We start from the raw sequence: 17,893 nt of genomic DNA, 5'->3' as shown, positions 1-17,893 counted from the left end.
GACCTCAAGGGAGTTGGAGACGGCGCCGACAAAGGATCCGTGAGTACCCTTGCGCACACCATGATGACCGCCGCCCGCTCCGCAGACTCTGGTCTGGTCGGCCCGGGCGAACTCGACCGCTATCCCTACGCCGAGGCCCCCGTGACCGACCGCGTCGGCGTGCCCGCCTGGGACGGAGCGGCGGACCCCGAGCTGGGCCGTGTGGGCCGGCGCGCCGCGGGCAGCCGCGGGCGCGGACTGCACGGCCAACTCGTTCAACAGCTTGGCCAGATGATCGTCTCCGGCGACCTGGGGGCGGACCGCCCTCTGGTGCCCGAGGAGATCGGCCAGCGCTTCGAGGTCTCCCGCACCGTCGTCCGCGAGTCCCTTCGTGTCCTGGAGGCCAAGGGCCTGGTCAGCGCCCGCCCGAACGTCGGCACGCGGGTGCGTCCCGTCAGTGACTGGAACCTCCTCGACCCGGACATCATCGAGTGGCGGGCCTTCGGGCCGCAGCGCGACGACCAGCGCCGGGAACTGAGCGAGCTGCGCTGGACGATCGAGCCGCTCGCCGCCCGTCTCGCCGCCGGGCATGGGCGCGAGGAGGTGCAGCAGCGCCTCTCGGACATGGTCGAGATCATGAGTCACGCCCTCAGCCAGGGTGACGCGCTCACCTTCTCGCGTGCCGACAGCGAGTTCCACGGAATGCTCATCCAGATCGCGGGCAACCGCATGCTCGAGCACCTCTCCGGCATCGTGTCGGCGGCCCTGCAGGTCTCCGGCGGTCCGGTGACGGGCTGTGAGCGGCCGAACGAGGCGTCGCTGGCGCAGCACGCCCGGATCGTCGACGCGCTCGGCGCCGGGGACGGCGCCGCGGCCGAGGCGGCCATGCGGCAACTGCTCATGGTCCACCCCGAGGTGGAACGCGTGGTACCAGCCCCGCGCGAGCACTGACCCACGCCGCAGGCGGTGCGGTCGCAGTGCGCCGCGGTCCCGTGGCGGCGCAGGGCCCCGGATCCGGCTTCCGCCGGACCCCACCGGATCTGAGTCCGGCGGGGTCCGGCGGTGCGGCACATCACGTCGCAGCCGGCCAAGCCGTCTCGGTACGTCCCGATCGGGCACATTGGCGATACTCTCTGCCCATGTCTGACCGTTTTTGAACGCTTACGGGGTGTGACTCGGGCCACGCGGATTGGGCGTAACGCTCGTGGGGGCAGCGCGATGACCTAAGAGGTGACAGCCGCGGAGGGAATACGGACGCCACAGAAGGCGCTGTGCATCTTCCCGGCCCCCGCCCGCGCCGTCGGCCCATCCTTAGGCCGGTGGTCGGCTCCTGTCCACTGTGGACGGGGCCGGAAGCCGTTTTCCAACGTTCCGAGAGGTTGTTCGTGTCGGCCAGCACATCCCGTACGCTCCCGTCGGAGATCGCCGAGTCCGTCTCTGTCATGGCGCTCATTGAGCGGGGAAAGGCTGAGGGGCAGATCGCCGGCGACGATGTGCGTCGGGCCTTCGAAGCTGACCAGATTCCGGCCACTCAGTGGAAGAACGTACTGCGCAGCCTCAACCAGATCCTTGAGGAAGAGGGTGTGACGCTGATGGTCAGTGCCGCGGAGCCCAAGCGCACCCGAAAGAGCGTCGCAGCGAAGAGTCCGGCCAAGCGCACCGCCACCAAGACGGTCGCGGCGAAGACGGTGACCACCAGGAAGGCCACCGCCACCACGGCCGCCCCGGTCGCGCCCGCCGACCCGCCCATCGCCGCCGATCCCGCCGAGGAAGCCAACCCCGAGAAGAGGGCGGCGGCCAAGAAGGCGACGGCCAAGAAGGTCGCCGCCAAGAAGACCGTCGCGAAGAAGGCGGTGGCGAAGAAGACCACCGCCAAGAAGGACGACGTCGAGCTGCTCGAAGAAGAGGTGCTCGAGGAGCCCAAGGGCGCCGAGGAGCCCGAGGGCACCGAGAGCGCGGGCTTCGTCCTCTCCGACGAGGACGAGGACGACGCGCCCGCCCAGCAGGTCGCCGCGGCCGGCGCCACCGCCGACCCGGTCAAGGACTACCTCAAGCAGATCGGCAAGGTCCCCCTGCTCAACGCCGAGCAGGAGGTCGAGCTGGCCAAGCGCATCGAGGCGGGCCTGTTCGCCGAGGACAAGCTGGCCAACGCCGACAAGCTGGCGCCGAAGCTCAAGCGCGAGCTGGAGATCATCGCCGAGGACGGCCGCCGCGCCAAGAACCACCTCCTGGAGGCCAACCTCCGCCTGGTGGTCTCCCTGGCCAAGCGCTACACCGGCCGCGGCATGCTGTTCCTGGACCTCATCCAGGAGGGCAACCTCGGTCTGATCCGCGCGGTCGAGAAGTTCGACTACACCAAGGGCTACAAGTTCTCCACGTACGCCACCTGGTGGATCCGTCAGGCGATCACCCGCGCCATGGCCGACCAGGCGCGCACCATCCGTATCCCGGTGCACATGGTCGAGGTCATCAACAAGCTCGCGCGCGTGCAGCGCCAGATGCTCCAGGACCTGGGCCGCGAGCCCACCCCGGAGGAGCTGGCCAAGGAACTCGACATGACCCCGGAGAAGGTCATCGAGGTCCAGAAGTACGGCCGCGAGCCCATCTCTCTGCACACCCCGCTGGGCGAGGACGGCGACAGCGAGTTCGGTGACCTGATCGAGGACTCCGAGGCAGTCGTCCCGGCCGACGCGGTCAGCTTCACCCTCCTGCAGGAGCAGCTGCACTCGGTCCTGGACACCCTGTCCGAGCGCGAGGCGGGCGTCGTCTCCATGCGCTTCGGTCTCACCGACGGTCAGCCCAAGACGCTCGACGAGATCGGCAAGGTGTACGGCGTCACGCGCGAGCGCATCCGCCAGATCGAGTCCAAGACCATGTCGAAGCTGCGTCACCCGTCGCGTTCGCAGGTGCTGCGCGACTACCTCGACTAGGTCGCGGTCCCAGGACGTCGAAGGCCCGGCCTCCCTCTGAGGGGCCGGGCCCTCGTGCTGCGCGGTGCTGCGCTCTGGATGACTCTGGGTGTCCCGACACCACTGGGAGTGAGGAGTCCGCATGCGCCCTTTGCTTGTCCGGCCGCTGATCGGGCCGCTGGTTCTCGCGGCCACCACGGCGGCCGTACCGCTGGTCGGCGCGGCGCCCGTGGCCGCGGACAGCGTCGTCGTCGGAGGGTTCGCCATCGAGGTGTCCCAGGCGCCGTGGACGGTGGCCCTGGCCAGCCGTGACCGGTTCGGAGGTACGCGGGCGGGCCAGTTCTGCGGCGGCGTGGCGGTCGGCCGGACCACCGTGCTCACCGCGGCCCACTGCCTGGGTACCGATGTCCTCGGAGCCCCGCCCAGCCAGGTTCGGGACCTGAAGGTCATCGCCGGCCGTACGGACCTGGTGTCCGACGAGGGCGAGGAGATCGCCGTACGCGACGCCCGCGTCAATCCGGGCTACGACCATGTCGCCAACACCGGGGACTTCGCCGTACTCACGCTCGCCAAGCCCCTGCCGCAGAGCGCTGTCATCACCATGGCGGCCCCGGGCGACCCCGCATACGCGCCGGGAACGCGTGCGGTGGTCTCCGGGTGGGGGGACACGACGGGCGGCGGCAAGTACCCGCACCACCTGCGGGCCGCGCGGGTGAGCGTGCTGGCCGACGACCTCTGCTCCCGGGCCTATCCCGGCGGTCCGGACGGCACCTACCAGGCGGACTCCATGCTCTGTGCCGGCGAGGCCGCAGGCGGTCGGGACGCCTGTCAGGGCGACAGTGGAGGCCCCCTCGTGGCTCAGGGGCGGCTGATCGGGCTGGTGTCCTGGGGAAGCGGCTGCGGCCGGGCGGGGAGCCCGGGCGTCTACACGCGCGTGTCCGAGGTCGTACGAGCGGTGAAGCGGGCCGCACCGGCCGCTGCTCGCTCAGGGAGGCCGCCGAGGCGTCCCTGAGGCCCACGACGAGGTATGAGCACGGGCGGCCGCTCCTGGAGAGGAGCGGCCGCCCGTTCACCGGCCTGTGCCGGGGCTGGCTCGTCGTGGATGCGAGATATCAGCGCTCATCTTCGGACGTGGATGCGGGAACGGTCGTCAGCCGCTCCGTCTCGTCCTGTATCTCAGCGGCGATCTTCTTGAGTTCCGGCTCGAACTTGCGGCCGTGGTGGGCGCAGAAGAGCAGTTCTCCGCCGCTCAGCAGGACGACGCGCAGGTATGCCTGGGCGCCGCAGCGGTCGCAGCGATCGGCGGCCGTCAGCGGGCTCGCGGGGGTCAGAACAGTAGTCACGTCGCCTCTTCTCTAGCTCGACGAGCTGTCGTACCAGGGTCAACATCCAACCAGCCCGAAAACGTTCCCGCTCGTGGCTTTTCCTCGAAAAAATCTTTCCGGGTGGCTGCCTGCTGCCGGTTGGCGGCGAATGTGCCGTATTGCGTGTCTTGGATGCTTACGGTTTCGCGCTGTCTAGTGGGTCTCGTCCTCCCGGCCGGGTTGCCGGTTGTTCATGAGGACGTGCCCGGAGCCTAAATGGTTCATGCCTCCAAGGGAACGTGATGTGTGCTTCACTCCATCGAGGGATCGAACACCCATACGAGTGTGGACTAGTCTGAGTTCTCGACGAGGGTGGCGTTACAACGGCTCTACCAGGCCTCGGTACCCTCTGAGCGGCTACCGAAGCCGGCCCCTTACCCAGAAGGGGCTCACCTGAAATTCAGCGAGGAGCGAACCGCGTGACCGCCGATACGTCCGTGCCGTCCACAGCGCTGCTGGCAGGAGCAGACCGGGACGGTTCCAACTACACCGCGCGGCACCTGCTCGTCCTCGAGGGCCTCGAGGCCGTGCGCAAGCGCCCGGGCATGTACATCGGCTCGACCGACAGCCGCGGTCTGATGCACTGCCTGTGGGAGATCATCGACAACGCCGTGGACGAGGCCCTCGGTGGGTACTGCGACCACATCGACGTGATCCTCCACGACGACGGCTCGGTCGAGGTGCGGGACAACGGCCGCGGCATCCCCGTGGACGTCGAGCCCAAGACCGGCCTCTCCGGTGTCGAGGTCGTCATGACCAAGCTCCACGCTGGCGGTAAGTTCGGAGGCGGCTCCTACGCCGCCTCGGGCGGCCTGCACGGCGTGGGTGCCTCCGTGGTCAACGCCCTGTCCGCGCGTCTCGACGTCGAGGTGGACCGGAGCGGTCACACCCACGCCATCAGCTTCCGGCGCGGCGTGCCGGGCGCCTTCGCGGCGGACGGCCCGGACGCGAAGTTCGAGGCGAAGAGCGGCCTGCGCAAGGCCAAGAAGATCCCCAGGACCCGCAACGGCACGCGCGTGCGGTACTGGGCCGACCGGCAGATCTTCCTCAAGGACGCCAAGCTCGCCCTGGAGACGCTGCACCAGCGGGCCCGCCAGACGGCGTTCCTGGTGCCCGGCCTGACCATCGTCGTCCGGGACGAATTCGGCCTCGGTGAGGGCGGCAGCAAGGGGGAGGAGTCCTTCCGCTTCGACGGCGGCATCAGCGAGTTCTGTGAGTACCTGGCCACTGACAAGCCCGTCTGCGATGTCCTCCGCTTCTCCGGCCAGGGCACCTTCAAGGAGACCGTCCCGGTCCTGGACGACCACGGCCAGATGACCCCCACCGAGGTCACCCGGGAACTCGGAGTCGACGTCGCGCTGCGCTGGGGGACCGGCTACGACACGAACCTGAAGTCGTTCGTCAACATCATCGCCACGCCCAAGGGCGGCACCCACGTCGCCGGCTTCGAGCAGGCGGTGGTCAAGACCATGAACGAGGTGCTGCGCACCAAGAAGCTGCTGCGCGTGGCCGAGGACGACATCGTCAAGGACGACGCGCTGGAGGGCCTGACCGCGGTCGTCACCGTGCGGCTGGCCGAACCGCAGTTCGAGGGCCAGACGAAGGAGGTCCTCGGCACCTCGGCGGCCCGCCGCATTGTGAACAACGTGATCACCAAGGAGCTCAAGGACTTCCTGACCTCCACCAAGCGTGACGCCGCAGCTCAAGCCCGGGTGGTTCTGGAGAAGGCGGTCGCGGCGGCCCGTACCCGCATCGCCGCCCGTCAGCACAAGGACGCGCAGCGCCGCAAGACCGCCCTGGAGTCCTCGTCGCTGCCGGCCAAGCTCGCCGACTGCCGCAGCGACGACGTGGAGCGCAGCGAACTGTTCATCGTCGAGGGCGACTCCGCGCTCGGTACGGCGAAGCTGGCCCGCAACTCCGAGTTCCAGGCGCTCCTGCCGATCCGGGGCAAGATCCTCAACGTACAGCGGTCCTCCGTGACCGACATGCTCAAGAACGCCGAGTGCGGTGCGATCATCCAGGTCATAGGGGCGGGCTCGGGCCGCACCTTCGACATCGACGCGGCCCGGTACGGCAAGATCATCATGATGACCGACGCCGACGTGGACGGCTCCCACATCCGGTGCCTGCTGCTGACCTTGTTCCAGCGGTACATGCGACCCATGGTCGAGGCCGGCCGGGTCTTCGCGGCGGTGCCGCCGCTGCACCGCATCGAGCTGATCCAGCCGAAGAAGGGCCAGGACAAGTACGTCTACACGTACTCGGACCGTGAACTGCGCGACAAGCTGATGGAGTTCCAGAGCAAGGGCATCCGGTACAAGGACTCCATCCAGCGCTACAAGGGCCTGGGCGAGATGGACGCCGATCAGCTCGCCGAGACGACGATGGATCCGCGTCACCGCACCCTGCGCCGGATCAACCTCTCCGACCTGGAGGCGGCCGAGCAGGTCTTCGATCTTCTGATGGGCAACGACGTTGCGCCCCGCAAGGAGTTCATCTCCAACTCGGCGGCGACGCTGGACCGGTCGAGGATCGACGCGTAGCGGCCTCCCCGGCGTCGGCCGGGGAGGGTGTTGCGCCGACGGCGGGGCAGGGCCCCGGAGTGGGGCTGAGCAGAACGCGCGGCGTGGGCGAGGGGAGCGCTCGTCAGGAGGGTCAGAGACTGGCTCGGCGGGGCCTGAGCAGGGTCGGCCGGGCGGGCCGGGCGGGTTCCGCGGGCCCGGGGGGAGAGGCAGCCGACGGCGCCTCCACCCTCGGGTGGACGGAGCCGCCCGGTGTCATTCCACCCGTGATCCACCCCCGCTCCGATCTGCTGATCTGTGAATTTCCGTAGCGTCGAAGGCGTCGGCAGCACTCGCTTCCGGCAACTCCCCGTCCCGCTCACGGAGGCTCTGGTGTCCGAGCTCGGCAATGCGCTCCTCATCGTCGCGGTCGTCGCCGTGGTGATCGTGCGCCAGTTCAGCGCACGTCCGATCGGCAACGGCCGGCGCTGGTGGCTGGTGCCCGTGATCCTCGCGGTCGTGGCGCTGCGCGATCCCGGCATACTCGACGCCCACCACCGCACCGCGTCCGCCGCGCTGCTCGCCGTGGAAATGCTGATAGGGATCGCCACGGGCGCCGGCTGGGCCTGGACCACCCGCGTGTGGACGGAGCCCGACGGTGTCGTGTGGAGCAAGAGCACCAAGGCGAGCGCCGCCGTCTGGGGCGTCGGCATAGCCCTGCGCGTCGGTGTCTTCGGCCTGGGTACCCTGCTCGGCATCCAGCAGAGCAGCTCCGCGCTGATGATCGGCCTCGCGGGCACCCTGCTGGTCCGCTCCGGGATCCTGCTCTGGCGCACGCAGTCCCTCGGCCACGCGGGCGGTCAGGCGCAGGCGTACGGTGACGACAGGTTCAGGTCGGCGCGGAAGGAGCGCGTGTGACGGACAACGTCTGGACGCGCTGGCCGTCGCGAGAGGCGCTCGGCCGCGCGGGAACGGCCTGGTCCCGGCGCATGCTCGCCTGGGTCGTCCGGCTGGTGGTGCTCGCCATGCTGCTGTGGGGTGCCTTCAGCCAGAACCACGTCAATGGCTGGGGCGCGGCCGCGGCCGCGGCGGGCGTGCTCTTCGCCGCCTTCGTCTCCTGGTCCTTCTTCCGCACCACCTACGCGCACCGGCTGGTGCCCTCCCTGGCCCTGATCGGTGTGCTCCTGGCCATCGCCGCCGCGGCACAGGCCACGGGGTTCAGGGGACCGGCCCTCGTGCTCTGGTGCGGGTGCGGCATCTCCGCGCTGGAACGGATGCCGATCGCGGCCGCCCTCCCGGTGACCTCAGTGGCCCTGGCGTCGTACTCCGCCTTCAACAACGATGTATGGCTGACCACGGCAGCCACCGCGGTCGGCATGGCCCTGGCCGGGTACGTCCTGCGGCTCGATGCCGAGGCCCGGGGCAGCGCTCAGCGGCTGCTCGCCCAGGAGCGGGCGGCGAGGGCGGCCGAGGCCGAGTCGGCGGCGCTGGGTGAGCGGGCCAGGATCGCCCGGGAGATCCACGACGTGCTGGCTCACAGCCTCTCCGCCCAGCTCGTGCATCTGGAGGCGGCCCGGCTGCTCATCGAGCGAGGGGCCGACCGGGAGCAGATCCTCGAAAGGGTGGTGGCGGCAAGGGGAATGGCCCGCGACGGCCTGGCGGAGACCCGGCAGGCCCTGTCCGCGCTGCGCGGTGAGCTGTCTCCGCTGGAGGACTTCCTGACCGAGCTGGTCAGCTCGGCCGACGGCGCCGAGGTCACCGTGACGGGTGAGCGCAGGCCGCTGCCCGCCGAGGCCTCGCAGGCCGTACGCCGGGTCGCGCAGGAGGCCCTGACCAACATTCGTAAGCACGCTCAGGGCGCCAAGGTTCACCTGCGCCTGGACTACGCCGATCACGAAGTCGCCCTGGCCGTGCGGGACTCGGGCGGTCGGCCGGGTGAGCTCACCGGGGTCGGCGGCGGGTACGGTCTGCTGGGCATGCGGGAGCGTGCCGAGCTGCTGGGCGGCTCGCTGGAGGCGGGGCCGGACGAGGAAGGGTTCGTGGTGACGTTGAGGGTGCCCGTATGACGGAGGAGGGCAGGAAGCCGGCGCGCGTGGTGGTCGCCGACGACCAGACCGTGGTCCGGGAGGGCATCGTGATGCTGCTCGGACTGCTGCCGGGCGTGGAGGTCGTCGGTGCCGCGGGAGACGGCGAGGAGGCGGTGCGGCTGGTCGCCGAACTCGCCCCGGACGTGGTCCTGATGGATCTGCGGATGCCCCGCTGCGACGGGGTGGAGGCGACTCGGCGGATCCGGGCGGAGTACCCCGGCACCCAGGTCGTCGTGCTCACCACGTTCGCGGACGACGAGTCGCTGTTCCCGGCGCTGAGAGCGGGGGCCAGGGGCTATCTCACCAAGGACGCGGGCGGGGACGAGATCGTGCGGGCCGTGGAGAGCGTGCTGTCGGGGGACGCGGGGCTCTCGCCCAGTATCCAGCGGCGGTTGCTGGAGCGGTTGTCGGAGCCGGAGCCCGAGCCGGTGGCGGCCGTGGAGGCGCCCGACGGGCTGACCACGCGTGAGACCGAGGTCCTGGTGCTGATCGCCGAAGGACTCAGCAACCAGGAGATCGCCCGCAAGCTGCATGTCTCCACCGCCACGGTGAAGACTCACATCAACAACCTCTTCGCCAAGACGGGCCTCAAGGACCGTGCGCAGGCGGTGCGTTACGCGTATGCGAAGGGTCTGGCGCGGCCACCGGCGGGTTGAATCACCTGATGGGGTGAAGAGCCGGGGGAAGGCGAGCCGGGGATCTTCCCGGTCTGTCCATGCTTGGGCATGCAGTCAAGCAACGGTCGTGCTCGTGGGGACGGAGACGGTTCCGAGGAGCCGGCCGAGGACCACGAGGACCAAGGCGCGGCCTCCCGCGACGTGAGGTACGAGGACCCCTGGTACGACGCCCTGGCCTCCGGCTGGGAAGAGCTGGACGGTACGGGTGCGCCCGCTCCGGCCGTGCCCGCCGCGCGTGCGGAGCGGGACCCGGCCGCCGTTCGCGCACGCGATGTGTATGTCGAGGTGCAGCGCAGCGCGGCCTTCCAGGAGGTGCGCAGGCGGTACCGGAGGTTCGTCGTGCCGGGTGTCGCCGTCTTCCTCACCTGGTACGTGGGGTATGTGATCACCGCGACGACCGCTCCCGGGCTGATGGCCACGCCGGTGGCGGGCGAGGTGAACGTGGCGATGGTCGCGGGACTGGGACAGTTCGTCACCACGTTCCTGTTCACCTGGGCCTACGCGCGGCATGCGCGGCTGCGCAGGGACCGGGCAGCGCTGGAGCTGCGCTGGGACACCCAGGAGCTGGCGCGCGGAGCCCGGGGAGGTGAGTCGTGACCGGCCGTCATCAGACCCTGGCACTTCTGCTGTTCACCGTGTTCGTGGCGGTCACCCTGGGGATCACGACGTGGGTGAGCCGAAAGCGGCGTGGTTCCGCCGAGGAGTTCTATGCCGGAGGGCGGCTCTTCTCCCCGATGGAGAATGGTTTTGCCATCGCGGGCGACTACATGTCGGCCGCTTCCTTCCTGGGCGTCACCGGGCTCATCGCGCTGTTCGGCTACGACGGCATGTTGTACGTCGTGGGGTTCCTGGTGGCCTGGCTGGTGGTGCTGTTCCTGGTCGCGGAGCTGGTGCGCAACTGCGGGCGGTTCACGCTCGCCGACGTGATCGCCGCGCGGATGAGCGAGCGGCCGGTGCGGATCGCCACGGGAACTTCCTCGGTCACCGTTTCCGTTCTGTATCTGGTGGCGCAAATGGTGGGGGCGGGGAGCCTGGTGGTGCTGCTGCTGGGGCGGACCGGCGGGGTGACCCGGGCCTGGACGGTCATCGGGGTCGGCGCACTGATGGTGATCTATGTGTCGCTGGGAGGCATGCGGGCCACCACATGGATCCAGATCGTCAAGTCGGTCCTGCTGCTCGGCGGGACGGTCGCGCTGACCGTGCTGGTGCTGGTGCGGTTCCACGGCGACGTCGACCAACTGCTGCGCACCGCCGCCGACCGCAGCGGTCACGGGAGCGCGTTTCTGGCCCCGGGCCTGAAGTACGGGGGGAGCTGGACCGCCCGCTTCGACTTCATCAGCCTGGGACTCGCCCTGGTCCTGGGTACGGCCGGATTGCCGCACATCCTGTCCCGCTTCTACACCGTGCCGACCGCGCGGGCGGCACGTCGCTCGGCGGTGTGGTCGATCGGGCTGATCGGCGGTTTCTACCTGATGACGATCGTCCTCGGGTTCGGGGCGGCCGCGATCGTCGGTCCGGACGCCGTGCGCGCTTCGAACGCGGCCGGGAACACGGCGGTCCCGCTGCTCGCACTGGCGCTGGGTGGTGGCCCGGGATCCAATGGCGGAACGGTTCTCTTCGCGGTCGTCGCGGCCGTGGCCTTCGCGACCATCCTCGCGGTGGTCGCCGGGATCACGCTCGCCTCCTCGGCGTCCGTGGCCCACGACCTGTACGCGTCGCTGCGGCGCCGGCACGCCGAGCAGCGCGGCGAGGTGGCGGTGGCGCGCACCGCCGCGGTGGCCATCGGCGTGGTCGCGATCGCGCTCGGTCTGCTCGCCCGCGACCTGAACGTCGCCTTCCTGGTCGGCCTCGCCTTCGCGGTGGCCGCCTCGGCGAACCTGCCGGTCCTGCTCTACACGCTGTTCTGGCGCGGCTTCACCACCCGCGGGGCGGTGTGGGCCGTCTACGGGGGCCTGATCCCGGCGCTCGGGCTCGTCCTGCTGTCCCCGGTGGTCTCCGGCAGCCCGGGCTCGCTCTTCCCGGACGTCGACTTCCAGTACTTCCCGCTGCAGAACCCCGGCATCGTCTCCATCCCGCTCGGCTTCCTCGCCGGCTGGCTGGGCACCGTCACCTCCGACGAGGTGCCGGACGAGGCCAAGCACGCGGAGACCGAGGTGCGGTCGCTCACGGGAGCCGGGGCCGTATGACCGTACGACCCGTATGACCGTACGACCCGTGTGACACGCACGGGAGGCCGCCGGGTCCGGCACTCCGTGCGGCAGGGGGCCGGTCAGGCGCGGGTCGCCCACACGTAACGGTGTTCAGGGCGGCCCGCGTCGCCGTATTTCAGGGTCAACCGGGCCCGTCCCGTGCGCTCCAGGAGCTTCAGATAGCGCTGGGCGGTCTGCCGGCTCACCCCCGTCCGCTCGGCGATCTCCTGGGCCGACAGCGGGCCCTCGGCACTCATCAGCGACTGGCGCACCAGCTCCGCGGTGGTGGGGGAGTGCCCCTTCGGCAGCCCGGGCTCCGAGGGCGCGGACAGCGCGCCGAAGATCCGGTCCACCTCGGCCTGTTCGGCCTCGCCACCGCCGTCCAGGGTGCGGCGCAGCCGCGCGTACGCCTCCAGCTTGGCGCGCAGGCCCGCGAAGGCGAACGGCTTCACCAGGTACTGCAGGGCGCCGTGCCGCATCGCCGCCTGTACGGTCGACACGTCCCGCGCCGCCGTCACCATGATGACGTCGGCCTGGTGGCCGCGCCGGCGCATCTCCTGGACGACCGCGAGGCCGGTCTCGTCGGGCAGGTAGTGGTCCATCAGAACCAGGTCCAGCCTCGGCAGCGTCTCCACCTGGCGCAGCGCCTCGGCCGCGCTGTGCGCCTGGCCGGCGACATGGAAGCCGGGCACCTTCTCGACATAGGCGGCGTTGACCCGCGCGACCAGGGTGTCGTCGTCCACGACCAGTACTTCGATCATCGCGCCTCCTCCTCGACGGCGGTCACCGGGCCGGCGTCCCGTGCGGCGCCCTCCGGCGGTGCGCCGATCGCAGGCACCGGAACGGGACCCGTCTCCGGCTCCGTCTCCGTCTCGGTGAGGGCTTCGGGCAGGACGACCGTGAACTCGGCGCCTCCGCCGCCGGCCTCGCCCACCGTCGCGTTCCCGCCCTGCCGCTCGGCGAGCCGGCGCACCAGGGAGAGCCCTATGCCGCGCTTGCCGTGCGCCGGCGGCCGCTTGGTCGACCATCCCTCCGCGAAGATCGACTCCCGCTGGTCCTCCGGGACTCCAGGGCCGGTGTCGCGCACCCTGAGGACGACCGTACGTCCCTCGGCCCGCAACCCGACCTCCACGCGCGCGTGCGCGGTGCCCGCGACGGCGTCGAGGGCGTTGTCCACGAGATTGCCCACGATCGTGACCAGACCCCTGGGGTCGATCAGCCGGTCCGGGAGCCGGGTGCCGTCCGAGACCCACAGGGCCACCCCGCGTTCCGCGGCCACGGTGGCCTTGCCGACCAGCAGGGCGGCGATCAGCGGGTCCTGGATCTTCTCGGTGACCTGTTCGGCGGTGACCCGGTGGTCGCCGACCACCTCGCCGACGAACTCCACGGCGTCGTCGTACATCTCCAGCTCCAGCAGTCCGAGCACCGTGTGCATGCGGTTGGCGTGCTCGTGGTCCTGGGCGCGCAGGGCGTCGATCAGACCACGCGTGGAGTCGAGTTCGCGGCCGAGCTGTTCGAGTTCGGTGCGGTCGCGCAGGGTGGCCACGGCCCCGCCGTCGTCGGTGGGCATCCGGTTGGCCACCAGGACGCGCTGGCCGCGCACGGTGAGCAGGTCGGTGCCGGTCACCCGGCCGGTCAGCACATCGGTCGTACGGCCCTCGCCGAGGGCCTCGTCGGGCGACCGGCCGACCCCCTCGTCGCCGATGCCCAGCAGCCGACGTGCCTCGTCGTTCAGCAGGCGGATGCGGCCGCCCCGGTCGAGGGCGACCACACCCTCCCGGATGCCGTGCAGCATCGCCTCCCGCTCCGAGAGCAGCGCCGAGATGTCCGAGAAGGCCAGATCGCGGGTCTGCCGCTGGACTCGCCGGGAGATCAGCCAGGCAGCCAGCGCGCCGACCGCGAGCGCGCCGCCCGCGTAGGCGAACAGCCCCGGGATCGCGCTGATCAGCCGGGCCCGCACGCTGTCGTAGGCGATGCCGACCGAGACCGCGCCGATGATCCGGTGACGGGCGTCGTACAGCGGTACCTTCCCGCGCGCGGAGCGGCCCAGGGTGCCCTCGTCGATCTCCATGACCTCCCGGCCGGCCAGGGCCTTGCGGGGGTCGGTCGAGACGACCTCGCCGATCTGCCGGGTGTCGGTGTGCGACCAGCGCACCCAGCGGTGGTCCAGCACCACGATGTACTCGGCACGGGTGGCGTGCCGGATCCGCTCCGCCTCCCGCTGCACCGGGCCGTCGGCGGTCGGCGGGGTGGTCAGCACGCCCTCGGCGATCTGCGGGTCCTGCGCGGTGGTCTGCGCGATCGCGAGGGCCCGGCGCATCGCCTCCTGGTCCAGCTGCTTGCTGAGCGGCGCGAGGAACAGCCCCGTCGCCAGCACCGCCACTCCCGCGGCGATCGCCACCTGCATCAACAGGACTTGCGCGAAGACCCGTCGGGGCATACCGAGGCGCAGGCGGCGCACGGGGGGAGTGGGGCTCATACCCCGACGGTACGTGGGCGGGGGGCTGTCGCCGAAGGGGTGTGGCGTGGATCTCTTGACCACTTCTTGAGGAAGATGGCCGTTTCTTGGGAAAGCGGTGTTCTCGCGCGCGGGCCGGTGTTCCCACGCGACGGGCGTTCAGCGCGCGAGCCCCGCCGTGGTGAGTTCGCCGACCGCCAGCACGTCCATCCGGGCAGGTGAGCCGAGCACCGAGACGCCGCAGCTCTCCGGGCGGGGTGGGAGCGAGGCGCCCTGGGCCACGTCCACCCGCCAGTGGCGGCCGTCGGCGTGAGCGACGACGACCTCCCAGCGCGGCGCCGCGCCGTCGGTCCGTACGACGCTCAGCACGCCCGCCGCGTACTCGCCCACCGCCGAGCGGACGGCCAGCTCGGCCGCCTGGCCGGGCCGCTCCCAGGCGGAGCTGCCGCGGCACCCCTCCACCACGACACGCCCCTCCTGGACCCCGTCCAGGACCTCCCTGACGGCGCGGGACTCCGCGCGGGCGTACGCGTAGCCGTACGGCAGGACGAGCACCGTCGGCGAGAAGCGATGGCCACCCAGATGGGTGACCTCCCAGGTGCCCCGCACGCCGGCCGAGGCCAGTTCGGCCGCGAGGGGGCGGCCGAGGAGGGCGCAGCAGCGATCGCGCTTGCCGTTGGTGCACACCAGTGCGAGCGGGGTGCCGGAGTGCGGACGGCCGCCGAGGACCGTGTCGAACCTCCGGTGATCGCCCGCGCCCAGGGCGGCGAAGTCGAGTTCGAGCAGCCGCCGCGGATCGAAGGTGGTCGCTGCGTGCAGCCAGACGTTCCCGGGGACGGTGTGGGCGGCGTAGACGTGGCGCACGGCGGGCCTGCCGGGGTCGGCGTGGCGTCCGGGGCGGCGGATGAGCGCGATCCGCACTCCGGTGCCCTCGGCGGCCCTCTCCAGGGCGCGGCCCAGGACGGGATCCAGGTGGCTCGAGGTCAGCGCGTTGGCACCCCAAGGGCCCGGCTGTTCCAGCAGCAGCCACGTCGTCGCCGTGGCCGCCGTGCCGGAAACGGGCTCGTCCAGGCTTCGGGAGACGGTCGCACACCTACTCACAGAGGTGAGCCTAACCTGACTTGGTGCGGGATGGCGTCCGGCTGGGATCGTGTCCTACTCCGGCAGGGGCTGCGGGGGCCGCGGCCCGACGTAGTGACCGCTGGGGCGCATGCGCAGCGGACGTTCCCCGTACTCCTCGAGTGCGTGGGCGATCCAGCCCGCCGTCCGGGCCACGGCGAAGATCGTCTCCCCGGCGGTGGAGGGCATGCCGGTGGAGGCGGTCAGGACGGCGAGCGCCAGGTCGACGTTGGCGTGCAGCGACGTGTGACGGGCGGTCGTGGCGACGATGTCGCGCGCCGCCAGCAGCGCGGGCTCCGCGCGTGGGACCTGCTCAAGGAGCGCGAAAAGCACCCGCGCGCGGGGGTCCTCGCCGGGATACAGCCGATGGCCGAGTCCGGGGATCCGGCGGCCCGCGCGGAGTTCGTCGGCGATCACCGGCACCGCCGTGCCCCGGTCGAGCACGTCCAGCAGCATCCGGTGGGCCAGTCCGCTGGCGGCGCCGTGCAAGGGGCCCTCCAGCACACCCAGTCCGGCCGAGACGGCCGCATAGGCGTGCGCCCGGGCCGAGGCGGCGACGCGCACCGCGAGCGTGGAGGCGGCCAGGTCGTGGTCGACGAGCAGGGCGAGGGCCGTGTCCAGGGCGCGCAGGGAGGCCTCGTCGGCCTCGCGTCCGGTCAGCCGTCCCCAGAGCCGGTGGGCCAGCGTGCCGTCGTCCCGGTTGCCGAACGGCTTGGGCGGCAGGGCGGCGACCAGGGTGGGGATGAGGATGCGCGCGCTGTTCAGCACGGCCTGCTCGGACAGGTCGAAGCGCAGGGGGTCCTCGGCCGCCGCCGCGATGGCCGCCACCCGCAGCCGGTCCGTGGGGGTGGTGTGCTCGGGCAGGGCGTTCACGGCGCGGCGGGCGACCTCGACGGTGGCCTCGGGCGCGGTGAAGGTCACCCCCGGGGTCAGCCGGCCGGTCCACAGCCATTCCGCGACCTCCTCGTAGGAGTGGCGCACGGCCAGCTCGGTGGCGTCGACCCCCCGGAAGAAGTACCGGTCGTCGTCGATCAGCGTGATCCGGGTGCGTACGGACAGCTCGCCGCCGGAACCCGGACTCCCCGCGCTCTCCCGCCTGTTGCGCCGGGCGAGCGCCTCGACCTCCCCGGCGTCGAAGGTACTGGCCCGGCCGCCGGGCTCGCGCCGGCTGCTGAGCTGGCCGCGACTCACATAGGCGTACACCGTCTCCGGCTTCACGCCGAGCACCTCGGCGGTCTCCTTGGTGGTCAGCCGGCGCCCGGGGCGGTCGCGGACGGGTTCCTGATCGTGCATGGAGGCCACCGTAGTCGTCCGGCCGGGCATTGATCGATGCTTGATTACATCAATATTGACAGCCCATCAGTCATGCATGGACAGTTGAATCAAGTCCAGGGAGGAAAACATGTCGATCAGCAGGGCCACGTCCACCCTTGTCGAGGTGCCGCGGGGGCTCGCGGGCGTCGTCGTCACCGAGACCGAGATCGGTGACGTGCGGGGGCTCGAGGGCTTCTACCACTACCGCCAGTACTCGGCCGTCGAACTCGCGCGGACCCGGGGCTTCGAGGACGTCTGGCACCTCCTGGTCAACGGCACGCTTCCGGACGGGCCGCGCCTGGCCGCCTTCCGCGCCGAGACCGCGGCCATGCGCCGGCTGCCCGACGACGTACGGGCGGCCCTGCCCGCCGTAGCCGCGGCGAGCCGCACCTCGGGACCGCTGGCCGGGCTGCGCACGGCACTCTCGCTGCTGGGCGCGGCGAACGGCTTCCGGCCCGTCTACGACATCGACGCCGGCCGGCGCCGTGCCGACACCCTCGCCGCCTGCGCCGCCGTACCCACACTGCTGACCGCGCTGTACCGGCTCGGGCAGGGGCTCGATCCGGTGGAGCCGCGCGAGGACCTCTCGTACGCCGCCAACTACCTCTACATGCTCGCCGGTTCCGCACCGGATCCGCGGCAGGCGAGGGCGGTCGAACAGTACTTGATCTCGACCATTGATCACGGATTCAATGCGTCAACCTTCACCGCACGGGTCGTCGCCTCCACGGGGGCGGACGTCGCGGCCTGCCTGGTCGCGGCCGTAGGGGCTCTGTCCGGACCACTGCACGGAGGCGCCCCCAGCCGCGCCCTGGACACCCTGGACGAGATCGGAACGCCGGACCGGATCGACCCCTGGATCCGGGAGCGGGTGCTCGCCGGCGACCGGATCATGGGCTTCGGCCACGCCGTCTACCGTACGGAGGACCCCCGTTCGCGCATGCTCCGCGACATCGCCCTGGGCTTCGGCGGTCCGCGCGTCGCGTTCGCCGTCGAGGTCGAACGCCAGGTGGAGGCGATCCTCGCCGAACTGAAGCCCGGCCGCGAACTGCACACCAACGTCGAGTTCTACGCGGGCGTGGTCATGGAACTGTGCGGCCTGCCCCGCGAGATGTTCACCCCCACCTTCGCGGCCGCCCGTGTGGTCGGCTGGAGCGCCAACATCCTGGAACAGGCGGCGGACCCGAAGATCATCCGTCCGGCGGCGCGCTATGTGGGACCGCGGCCGCCGGCCGAGGTGCCGGCGGCGTAGCGGGCCCCGCGCTCTTATCCTGGGTGGCCAGTCGCCCCCTTTTG

General features: G+C 71.1%; 15 protein-coding genes. 10 read left to right on the top strand and 5 right to left on the bottom strand.

What is annotated here, in order from left to right; genetic code table 11:
• Positions 1-39 precede the first annotated feature (39 nt).
• The 3 genes from ACFYMM_RS15755 (at position 40) to ACFYMM_RS15745 (ending at position 3,900) form a co-directional block, all read left to right on the top strand.
• Positions 40-930 (top strand): FadR/GntR family transcriptional regulator, encoded by an 891-nt coding sequence (locus ACFYMM_RS15755; protein WP_388386562.1) that lies wholly within the window; start codon positions 40-42, stop codon positions 928-930.
• 434 nt (positions 931-1,364) lie between these two features.
• The gene (locus tag ACFYMM_RS15750) at positions 1,365-2,909 is read left to right on the top strand and encodes an RNA polymerase sigma factor (RefSeq protein ID WP_388386560.1); all 1,545 of its coding nucleotides are present in this window, start codon (positions 1,365-1,367) and stop codon (positions 2,907-2,909) included.
• A gap of 121 nt (positions 2,910-3,030) precedes the next feature.
• Complete coding sequence (locus ACFYMM_RS15745; RefSeq protein ID WP_388386558.1) at positions 3,031-3,900, top strand: serine protease; 870 nt, start codon at positions 3,031-3,033, stop codon at positions 3,898-3,900.
• A gap of 100 nt (positions 3,901-4,000) precedes the next feature.
• Here the strand turns inward: ACFYMM_RS15745 and ACFYMM_RS15740 are convergent, their stop codons facing one another.
• A complete protein-coding gene (locus ACFYMM_RS15740) occupies positions 4,001-4,231 on the bottom strand; it encodes a hypothetical protein (RefSeq protein WP_388386556.1) in 231 nt (76 codons plus the stop codon).
• 440 nt (positions 4,232-4,671) lie between these two features.
• On the opposite strand from ACFYMM_RS15740, the gene ACFYMM_RS15735 reads away from it, so the two are divergent.
• The 6 genes from ACFYMM_RS15735 (at position 4,672) to ACFYMM_RS15710 (ending at position 11,703) form a co-directional block, all read left to right on the top strand.
• A complete protein-coding gene (locus ACFYMM_RS15735; RefSeq protein ID WP_388386554.1) occupies positions 4,672-6,795 on the top strand; it encodes a type IIA DNA topoisomerase subunit B in 2,124 nt (707 codons plus the stop codon).
• Positions 6,796-7,146: 351 nt separating this feature from the next.
• Positions 7,147-7,671 carry a DUF1453 domain-containing protein gene (locus ACFYMM_RS15730; RefSeq protein ID WP_388386552.1) on the top strand — a complete coding sequence of 175 codons (525 nt, stop codon included), beginning with the start codon at positions 7,147-7,149 and terminating at the stop codon, positions 7,669-7,671.
• Positions 7,668-8,819, top strand: a complete 1,152-nt coding sequence (locus ACFYMM_RS15725; protein ID WP_388386549.1) for a sensor histidine kinase — start codon at positions 7,668-7,670, stop codon at positions 8,817-8,819. The genes ACFYMM_RS15730 and ACFYMM_RS15725 overlap by 4 nt, the downstream gene beginning before the upstream one ends.
• On the top strand, positions 8,816-9,496 hold the full coding sequence (locus ACFYMM_RS15720) for a response regulator (RefSeq protein WP_388386547.1): 681 nt from the start codon (positions 8,816-8,818) through the stop codon (positions 9,494-9,496). Before ACFYMM_RS15725 ends, ACFYMM_RS15720 begins: the two co-directional genes overlap by 4 nt.
• A 69-nt stretch (positions 9,497-9,565) precedes the next feature.
• The gene (locus ACFYMM_RS15715; protein WP_388386544.1) at positions 9,566-10,114 is read left to right on the top strand and encodes a DUF485 domain-containing protein; all 549 of its coding nucleotides are present in this window, start codon (positions 9,566-9,568) and stop codon (positions 10,112-10,114) included.
• Positions 10,111-11,703: a cation acetate symporter gene (locus tag ACFYMM_RS15710; protein ID WP_388386541.1), complete on the top strand. Its 1,593-nt coding sequence runs from the start codon at positions 10,111-10,113 to the stop codon at positions 11,701-11,703. The genes ACFYMM_RS15715 and ACFYMM_RS15710 overlap by 4 nt, the downstream gene beginning before the upstream one ends.
• Positions 11,704-11,786: 83 nt before the next feature.
• On the opposite strand, the gene ACFYMM_RS15705 is transcribed toward ACFYMM_RS15710, so the two are convergent.
• The 4 genes from ACFYMM_RS15705 to ACFYMM_RS15690 form a co-directional block, all read right to left on the bottom strand.
• Complete coding sequence (locus ACFYMM_RS15705; RefSeq protein ID WP_388386539.1) at positions 11,787-12,467, bottom strand: response regulator; 681 nt, start codon at positions 12,465-12,467, stop codon at positions 11,787-11,789.
• A complete protein-coding gene (locus ACFYMM_RS15700; RefSeq protein WP_388386537.1) occupies positions 12,464-14,185 on the bottom strand; it encodes an ATP-binding protein in 1,722 nt (573 codons plus the stop codon). The genes ACFYMM_RS15705 and ACFYMM_RS15700 overlap by 4 nt, the downstream gene beginning before the upstream one ends.
• A gap of 138 nt (positions 14,186-14,323) precedes the next feature.
• The gene (locus ACFYMM_RS15695; protein WP_388386535.1) at positions 14,324-15,265 is read right to left on the bottom strand and encodes a sucrase ferredoxin; all 942 of its coding nucleotides are present in this window, start codon (positions 15,263-15,265) and stop codon (positions 14,324-14,326) included.
• 54 nt (positions 15,266-15,319) lie between these two features.
• Positions 15,320-16,576, bottom strand: coding sequence for a citrate/2-methylcitrate synthase (locus tag ACFYMM_RS15690; protein ID WP_388386533.1), 1,257 nt, complete (start codon positions 16,574-16,576; stop codon positions 15,320-15,322).
• A gap of 109 nt (positions 16,577-16,685) precedes the next feature.
• On the opposite strand from ACFYMM_RS15690, the gene ACFYMM_RS15685 reads away from it, so the two are divergent.
• The gene (locus ACFYMM_RS15685; RefSeq protein ID WP_388386531.1) at positions 16,686-17,849 is read left to right on the top strand and encodes a citrate synthase; all 1,164 of its coding nucleotides are present in this window, start codon (positions 16,686-16,688) and stop codon (positions 17,847-17,849) included.
• The last annotated feature ends 44 nt before the right edge of the window (positions 17,850-17,893 follow it).

Source organism: Streptomyces sp. NPDC006739 (assembly GCF_042869815.1).
Classification (GTDB): Bacteria; Actinomycetota; Actinomycetes; order Streptomycetales; family Streptomycetaceae; genus Streptomyces.
The sequence above is the reverse complement of the archived record's forward strand: the minus strand, read 5'-3'. Positions and strand labels throughout refer to the sequence as shown.

Bases quoted from the DNA above. Each gene is read 5' to 3' on its own strand.
- ACFYMM_RS15745 (WP_388386558.1), top strand. From the start codon at position 3,031: ATGCGCCCTTTGCTTGTCCGGCCGCTGATCGGGCCGCTGGTTCTCGCG.
- ACFYMM_RS15720 (WP_388386547.1), top strand. From the start codon at position 8,816: ATGACGGAGGAGGGCAGGAAGCCGGCGCGCGTGGTGGTCGCCGACGAC.
- ACFYMM_RS15715 (WP_388386544.1), top strand. From the start codon at position 9,566: ATGCAGTCAAGCAACGGTCGTGCTCGTGGGGACGGAGACGGTTCCGAG.
- ACFYMM_RS15705 (WP_388386539.1), bottom strand. From the start codon at position 12,467: ATGATCGAAGTACTGGTCGTGGACGACGACACCCTGGTCGCGCGGGTC.
- ACFYMM_RS15700 (WP_388386537.1), bottom strand. From the start codon at position 14,185: ATGAGCCCCACTCCCCCCGTGCGCCGCCTGCGCCTCGGTATGCCCCGA.
- ACFYMM_RS15690 (WP_388386533.1), bottom strand. From the start codon at position 16,576: ATGCACGATCAGGAACCCGTCCGCGACCGCCCCGGGCGCCGGCTGACC.
- ACFYMM_RS15685 (WP_388386531.1), top strand. From the start codon at position 16,686: ATGTCGATCAGCAGGGCCACGTCCACCCTTGTCGAGGTGCCGCGGGGG.